The sequence below is a fragment of the Neisseria sp. SLRRB23 genome (assembly GCF_050896295.1).
Classification (GTDB): Bacteria; Pseudomonadota; Gammaproteobacteria; order Burkholderiales; family Neisseriaceae; genus Neisseria.
Genome location: NZ_JBPBFH010000029.1, coordinates 20,563 through 27,689, shown reverse-complemented (window position 1 = coordinate 27,689; position 7,127 = coordinate 20,563). Strand labels below are relative to the sequence as shown.

Annotated in this window: 7 protein-coding genes and 1 pseudogene; 3 read left to right on the top strand and 5 right to left on the bottom strand. The window is 47.2% G+C overall.

The genetic code is table 11. The features are described 5' to 3' along the window. Both ACRPFF_RS08565 and ACRPFF_RS08560 read right to left on the bottom strand, forming a co-directional pair. Positions 1–1,676 (bottom strand): hypothetical protein (locus tag ACRPFF_RS08565; RefSeq protein WP_432674401.1); only part of this gene is annotated, 1,676 nt, incomplete at its 3' end. 216 nt (positions 1,677–1,892) lie between these two features. Then, a pseudogene (locus ACRPFF_RS08560) lies at positions 1,893–2,562 on the bottom strand (IS1595 family transposase). 66 nt (positions 2,563–2,628) lie between these two features. On the opposite strand from ACRPFF_RS08560, the gene ACRPFF_RS08555 reads away from it, so the two are divergent. After that, positions 2,629–3,000, top strand: a complete 372-nt coding sequence (locus ACRPFF_RS08555) for a hypothetical protein (RefSeq protein WP_432674402.1) — start codon at positions 2,629–2,631, stop codon at positions 2,998–3,000. A gap of 248 nt (positions 3,001–3,248) precedes the next feature. Here ACRPFF_RS08555 and dapB read toward each other — a convergent pair whose 3' ends face one another. Then, positions 3,249–4,058 carry a 4-hydroxy-tetrahydrodipicolinate reductase gene (gene dapB / locus ACRPFF_RS08550; RefSeq protein ID WP_432674400.1) on the bottom strand — a complete coding sequence of 270 codons (810 nt, stop codon included), beginning with the start codon at positions 4,056–4,058 and terminating at the stop codon, positions 3,249–3,251. Between the two features lie 9 nt (positions 4,059–4,067). After that, on the bottom strand, positions 4,068–4,445 hold the full coding sequence (locus tag ACRPFF_RS08545; RefSeq protein ID WP_301667013.1) for an outer membrane protein assembly factor BamE: 378 nt from the start codon (positions 4,443–4,445) through the stop codon (positions 4,068–4,070). Between the two features lie 157 nt (positions 4,446–4,602). Between ACRPFF_RS08545 and fur the strand changes: the two genes are divergently transcribed. Further along, complete coding sequence (gene fur, locus ACRPFF_RS08540; protein WP_003675995.1) at positions 4,603–5,106, top strand: ferric iron uptake transcriptional regulator; 504 nt, start codon at positions 4,603–4,605, stop codon at positions 5,104–5,106. A 72-nt stretch (positions 5,107–5,178) separates the two neighbouring features. Further along, positions 5,179–5,907, top strand: coding sequence for a leucyl/phenylalanyl-tRNA--protein transferase (gene aat / locus ACRPFF_RS08535; RefSeq protein ID WP_432674399.1), 729 nt, complete (start codon positions 5,179–5,181; stop codon positions 5,905–5,907). 70 nt (positions 5,908–5,977) lie between these two features. On the opposite strand, the gene gap is transcribed toward aat, so the two are convergent. Next, positions 5,978–7,009, bottom strand: coding sequence for a type I glyceraldehyde-3-phosphate dehydrogenase (gap, locus tag ACRPFF_RS08530; RefSeq protein ID WP_039854098.1), 1,032 nt, complete (start codon positions 7,007–7,009; stop codon positions 5,978–5,980). Positions 7,010–7,127: the final 118 nt, after the last annotated feature.

Genomic DNA, 7,127 nt, shown 5'->3' with positions numbered 1-7,127 from the left:
CAGACTGCTTGGGTTTTATTAGGTTGCATAAACACATTGCCGAGACGGTCATGTAAACGCAGAGTAAACATGTTATTTGCTGCCTCTGAATTTGCCGCATAAACCACACTTTCTGTACGTGGTTTTACGTAAGTACACCACCCTGTTGGGCATTTACGCAATACTAATTCCTCAACGCCTTTTAAGTGGCGACGATAGAAAGTGGCATGGGCATCATTGTTTTGAGGGATATTAATAAGTTGTTTGCCATTTGCTTTTTTAAAGGAGCCATCGCCCACATCATAGATTTCAACTTCAAAATTCCCCTCCCAGCCTTTTTGAAATGTAAGGGTGTTTTTGGCTAGATTATCATCATCCGAGCTCAAATCTGCATAAAGCCCAAATATTCCATTGCCACTGACTTTATCTATAACTTTTAATCCTGCTCCTTTTTCTGCAAAGTAAACTTTACCCTCATTTAAGATTATTTTTTTTACTGAATTTTGTCCTATACTCCCTTTGACTTCCCATTCTGAGTGGGATTCTAAGCGAAAACTAAAATTCGGAATTATATTTGCAATATGAGATATACTACCAGAAAATTTACTCTTATTTTTACCGATAAATCCATAATTTTTTGGATGTGAATTACTACGATTTATATATTTGGCTTTATCTGTCATTTTAGTATTGTTTAGCTCAATCACCCTTTCGAAATCTTTTAGGGGAACTACATCAACAACATTAGATTCGTCCTCTAACAGGGATTCGGTATCAATAATAGAGTCATTGATAGTTACTTTAGATGGCCGCGTGTTGTTCTGAAGAGTATCGTTGCGTGTGCCTGCAGTCCATAGAAAAGATGACATAATAGCAGAACCATTTCCTCTCATAATTGAGCGATTAATATTTATGTCTGTATTATATTCATTCACCCGAACAATAGTCGGATGTGTTTTTGAGGAGTTATTTTCTAGTACTGAATCGTTAATAGTAAGCCGACCCCTCGTTTCATTTGTTAAACTATCGGAACCAGTAAGTAAGATAAGCGAAAGAGCTTCAGGAGAAATTAGCTTTGCATTGTTAATCGTAAAATCAAGTTTACCTACTCCGTGAAACACGGTCTTACGTCCTCCTATATAGGTTCCTCCATTAATTTCACCTTTAACAACTCGAATCACTCCGCCTTCTTTACTTTCAAGGACATGATCTTTATCGTTTTTAATAAAAACGCTTACTTTTTCTTTATTCTTATAATCAATTAATTGACCTTTTGATGTAATAGATACGTTGTTTAAGTGTAGCTCATGAGATTCATCACTCGTCGCTGAGAAGATAGCCTTAGTTTTGTCTTGTTCTTCACTAGTTAAGTGATAGTTTTCAATTTTAACGATGGATTTATTATCACCAAAACTCACTTGATTTGAACCATCAGCAAAGTTGATACGACCGGGTGCTGTTTTTTCTGCCTTTAATTCCAGCGTACCCCCATTTAAGCGGGCTAAATGCTCATTTGCGCCTAAATCTATATCAGACGCGCCATTAACAACCGCTGATTTTCCATTTTCTATCTTGAAAAGCAGATCATCTGCAACGTTATCTTGTTTTGATTTATGAATTGCCGCGTGCTCACCTTCAGTAATTTGAGGGATTTGCGATGCGCAAGAATAATTGTGGGATATTGCAAGAAAAGCCATTGCAATAGGTGAAAGTTTAGTTAAAATTTGCTTGCTTGCTTGCTTGCTTGCTTGCTTGCTTGCTTGCTTGCTTGCTTGTCAAATTGTTTCATTTTTTCTTCTTTTGTCTAGTGTTAAAAGGGACTTGATTTTAATACTGTTTTACACGGAATGCAAATACTTATGGGGGCTGGTAAAGGGGTAATCCGTACATAAGCATTTCTTTTTGGGGCCGTCCTAGAAACTCGATTTTACTAATTGTCTTAAAATGGAAATTTGAACTTTTATCTCACTGTTATTAAAACGCCATTCGAACTCCTTTAAATACAGCCCAAAATACTCTTTGGGAATGCCGTTAAACTTGCGTAAATGACGTTTTGCTTGGTTCCAAAAGTTCTTAATTCCATTAATATGGTTTTGTCGTTCAGCAAAATATGTGCTGTGATTGATACGAAAACGAAGTTTCAGCGAAGCTAAAATGGCTAAATTCGCTCACATCTAATACATCATAGCTACGATAACAATCCGTATAAACAATGCTGTCAGGTTTCACTTGTTCACGGATAATAGGAAATAAAGTAGCGGTTTGAGTATTCGGTACAGTAACCGTATGAACCTTACCATTTCGCTTCAAAAGACCGAATACGGCGACTTTACCGGCAGCACCGCGACCGCGTTTACCTTTGCGTTGTCCACCAAAATAACTTTCATCTGCTTCTACTTCGCCATCAAACATTTCCAAATGCGGACTGTTTTGATAAATCAGTAATCGTAAACGATGAAAATAATAGGCTACGGTATTTTTATTAACGCCTACTAACTCTGCTGCTGTTCTTGCAGTTACACCTGCGACAAATAGTTCAATGAATTTATTTTGTTTATACTGGCTTAAACGACTTTTCCTCATAGGGATAATTCTAACTTAATTTGAATTTCCCTAGTTATCTAGGACAGCCCCAAAGATTATCAATTTCTGTATATATTTGAAGGTGCTCTATTAAACTATACTTTGAAAAATGATGAATTCCATATCATCGTCCAGAATGTGGATTATCCGGATTTTCCTCAAGAAATTCCTACACCAAATTACACAGACTGGGTAAAAATTAAATTCAAGCAGTTCAGCTATCTGAAATTTATCTATGGATACGCTACGAAGAGCCAAGATAAAAAGATCAAAAATGTATTGGAGCTTGGCGAATTAAAGCAGGATGATGAAATCTTGGATTATGGAGGTACGCTGGAATTGATAGGCGGTAGGTATGATCTTCCGACCGGTTTTAGCATAGATATAGTTTGCCGGGAAATAGAGTTAGAATTTTTAGATCAGGAGAGTTTTAATTAAACAAGCCGTAGCTTGTTATGCTGCGCAGGCAACTTTATCGTATTTCCTTTTCGGTTGAAACCCCGCCCTTTAGGGCGGTAGAATCAGACTTTATTTGGGAGGGGCGTAACCCCTTCCGAATCAGGGCAACACATAGGGCGACGCTTTATGTGTCGTCCTGTGTGTTGAAACATTGATATGCCGATACGGAGCCTGTCGGCAAAATGCCGTCTGAACAATATCTTTTCAGACGGCATTTTGTATGGGGGTTAACGGTTGTTCAGCCCGAGTACGTCCTGCATATCGTACAAACCCGTTTTGCCGTTGACCCAAACTGCGGCGCGGACGGCACCGGCGGCAAAGGTCATGCGGCTGCTGGCTTTGTGGGTGATTTCCACGAGTTCGCCGTCGGTGGCGAAGAGGGCGGTGTGGTCGCCGACGATGTCGCCTGCGCGGACGGTGGCAAAACCGATGGTGGACGGATCGCGCGGACCGGTGTGGCCTTCGCGGCCGTAAACGGCGCATTGTTTGAGGTCTCGGCCGAGCGCGCCGGCGATGACTTCGCCCATACGCAGGGCGGTGCCGCTGGGGGCATCGACTTTGTGGCGGTGGTGGGCTTCGATGATTTCGATGTCGTAGCCTTCGTTGAGGACGCGGGCGACGGTGTCGAGGATGTGGAAGGTGAGGTTCACGCCGACGCTGAAGTTGGCGGCGAAGACAACGCCTGTTTTTTCGGCGGCAGCGCGGATGGCGGCTTTGCTCGCATCGTCGAAGCCTGTTGTGCCGATGATGATGCAGACACCTTTTTCCACGCATTTTTGCAGGTGTTTGAGGGTCGGCTCGGGGCGGGTAAAGTCGATGAGTACGTCGCTTTGTGCGAGAACGGCGTCAACGTCGTCTGAAATGGCGATGCCGGTTTTGAGTCCGACGGCGTAGCCGGCGTCCAGCCCGAGGGCTTCTGAGCCTGAGTGTTCGAGCGCACCGGAAAGGACGGTGTCGGGATGGTTGTTGACGGCTTCAACCAATACGCGCCCCATGCGGCCGTTGACGCCGGCGATGGCGATTTTGAGCGGTGTCATGTGTGTTCCTTATTGTTTGTCTGCGTTTTGTTTCGCGCGGAGGGCTTCGGCGGCATTTTGGAGGGCGTCGCCTTCGGCGCGGACAAGCACGCCGTTTTCAAAATAGACGGTCAGATTGCTGCGTTCTTTGATGATGCCGTTGCGGGAGGTGTTGAAGGTATAGTCCCAGCGGTCGGTATGGAATGCGTTGTGCAACATGGGGCTGCCGAGCAGTAGCAGGACTTGGTCTTTGGTCATGCCGGCGCGGAGGGAGACGACGGCACGGGGTTCGAGTTCGTTGCCCTGTATGATTTTGAGTTTGTACGAGGGGAACAGTGAAACGCGTTCGACGCTGCACGCGGTCAGGCTGAACAGGGCGGAAAGGACGAGTATGAGGGTTTTGTTCACGAGAGAACCTTTCTGTGCAAATCGGGATGTCTAGTGTAGTACTGCTTGAATATTTTATAAAAGCGAACGATAATCATACGCTTAAGCGGTATTTCACCCTGTCTGTGTCCGACTGCCCGTCTGCCGTTGCGGTTTTGTTATTGTAAACTGCTATGGCGTGATAGTGGGCAAGCAGGCTGAAATTGCGTATTATAGCGTCTATTATTTTACAGGGATATTGAATATTATGGAAAAATTCAGCAACATTGCGCAACTGAAAGACAGTGGACTGAAAGTTACCGGTCCGCGTTTGAAGATTTTGGATTTGTTCGAGACTCATGCTGAAGAGCATTTGAGTGCCGAGGATGTGTACCGTATTTTGTTGGAAGAGGGTGTGGAAATCGGTGTGGCAACGATTTACCGCGTGCTGACCCAGTTTGAGCAGGCGGGTATTCTGCAACGTCATCATTTTGAAACGGGCAAGGCGGTTTATGAGTTGGACAAGGGCGACCACCATGACCATATCGTCTGTGTGAAATGCGGCGAGGTAACGGAATTCCACAATCCCGAAATCGAAGCCCTGCAAGACAAAATCGCGGAAGAAAACGGCTACCGCATTGTTGATCACGCGCTGTATATGTACGGTGTGTGCAGCGGTTGCCAGACTAAGGGCAAACGTTAAAATCCGGACGGTTTGTTTTTTCAGACGGCATTCGTCATTTCGAATGCCGTCTGTGTTTTATGGAGGAGTGATATGGGCATTCCGTTGCTTGCGCCCGGAGATTATGCATTCCCCGATCCTGCCCGTGCATTGTCGGAGTACGAAGGGCTGGTCGGTGTGAGCAGGGATTTGGATGCGGGGAGGCTGCTCGAGGCGTATCGGAATGGCGTGTTTCCGTGGTTTTCCCGGGACGGGTGGTTTTTTTGGTATGCGGTCGGGCCCCGTGCGGTGGTGTTTCCCGACAGGCTGCACGTTCCGCGCTCGCTGGCGAAAACGCTGCGCAACGGCAGCTATCGGGTTGCGGTCAACGGCTGTTTTGCGGAAGTTGTCGCGCATTGTGCGGCAGCGGCGCGCCCGAATCAGGACGGTACTTGGATTGCGCCTGAGTTTCAGACGGCATACCTTAAGCTGCATGAAATGGGACACGCGCATTCTTTCGAGTGCCATTATCCCGATGAAAACGGTAGAACGAGGTTGGCGGGCGGGTTTTACGGCGTTCAGATCGGCAAGGTGTTTTATGGCGAATCGATGTTTGCGTTGCAACCGGATGCGTCGAAAATCGCGTTTGCCTGCGCCGTGCCGTTTCTCGCGTCTTTGGGCGTGGAACTGATAGACTGCCAGCAGGACACGGAACATATGCGCCGTTTCGGATCGGAATTGCTGCCGTTTGCGGATTTTGCCGCCCGGCTCCGAAGCCTGAATGCTGTACCTTTGAAAGAGGCGGTAGGCTGCTGCGAAGTGGCGTGCAACAGGCTGGGATAGCGGTTCTTGTGTGAAAATGCCGTCTGAAACTTGAAAACATCAGGTTTCAGACGGCATTTTGTTTGACGGGTTATTTGAGCGGGCGTACTTCAAGTCCGAACATGCGGCGTGCAGTGTTCAGCATTTGACAGCTGAATCCCCATTCGTTGTCATACCATGCGAAGACTTTAACCATGTTGCCGTCAACGACTTTGGTCAGCGTTGAGTCGAAGTGGCTGGCTTCGGTGGTGTGGTTGAAGTCCATGGAAACAAGCGGCAGGGTGTTGTAGCCCAAAACACCTTTGAGCTCGCCTTCTTCGGAGGCGGCTTTCAGCAGTGCGTTGATTTCTTCGGCTGTCGTGTCGCGTTCGGCCTGGAAGCTTAAATCGACCAGGGAAACGTTGACGGTCGGTACGCGGATGGCAAGCCCGTCGAGTTTGCCTTTCAATTCGGGCAGTACCAGTCCGACGGCTTTTGCCGCGCCGGTTTTGGTCGGAATCATGTTCTCTATGCCGCTGCGTGCCCGGCGGAGGTCTTTGTGGCGTACGTCGGTTACGGTCTGGTCGTTGGTCAGGGCATGGATGGTCGTCATCGCGCCTTTGACGATGCCGACGCTTGCGCTCAATACTTTGGCGACAGGGGCGAGGCAGTTGGTGGTGCAGGAGGCGTTGGAAACGACGGTCATGTCGTCGGTCAGGACGCCGTCGTTTACGCCGTAAACGACGGTCGCATCGATATCATCGCCGCCCGGTGCGGAAATGAGGACTTTTTTCGCGCCGCTTTCCAGATGTATTTTGGCTTTTTCTTTGCTGGTAAACGCGCCGGTACATTCCATGACCAAATCTACGCCGAGTTCTTTCCACGGCAGTTCGGCGGGATTTCGGGTGGAAAAGTAGGGAATTTTGTCGCCGTTGATGATGAGGTGGCTGCCGTCATGGGATACGTCGGCGTCAAAGCGGCCGTGCACGGTGTCGAATTTGGTGAGGTGGGCGTTGGTTTCAAGGCTGCCGCTGGCGTTGACGGCGACGATTTGGAGCTGGTCTTGGATTTTATAGTCGTAGATGGCGCGCAAAACCTGGCGGCCGATGCGTCCGTAGCCGTTGATGGCGACTTTGATGCCCATAGTATTGTCCTTTTGTGGGGTTGTGGTGAATTTGGGGGCAAATTATAGCAAATTCGTAGTAGTGTGTAATTAATATTTTATTGAAAACGGGTTGTGCCGCCGTAAGGACGGAAAGGTG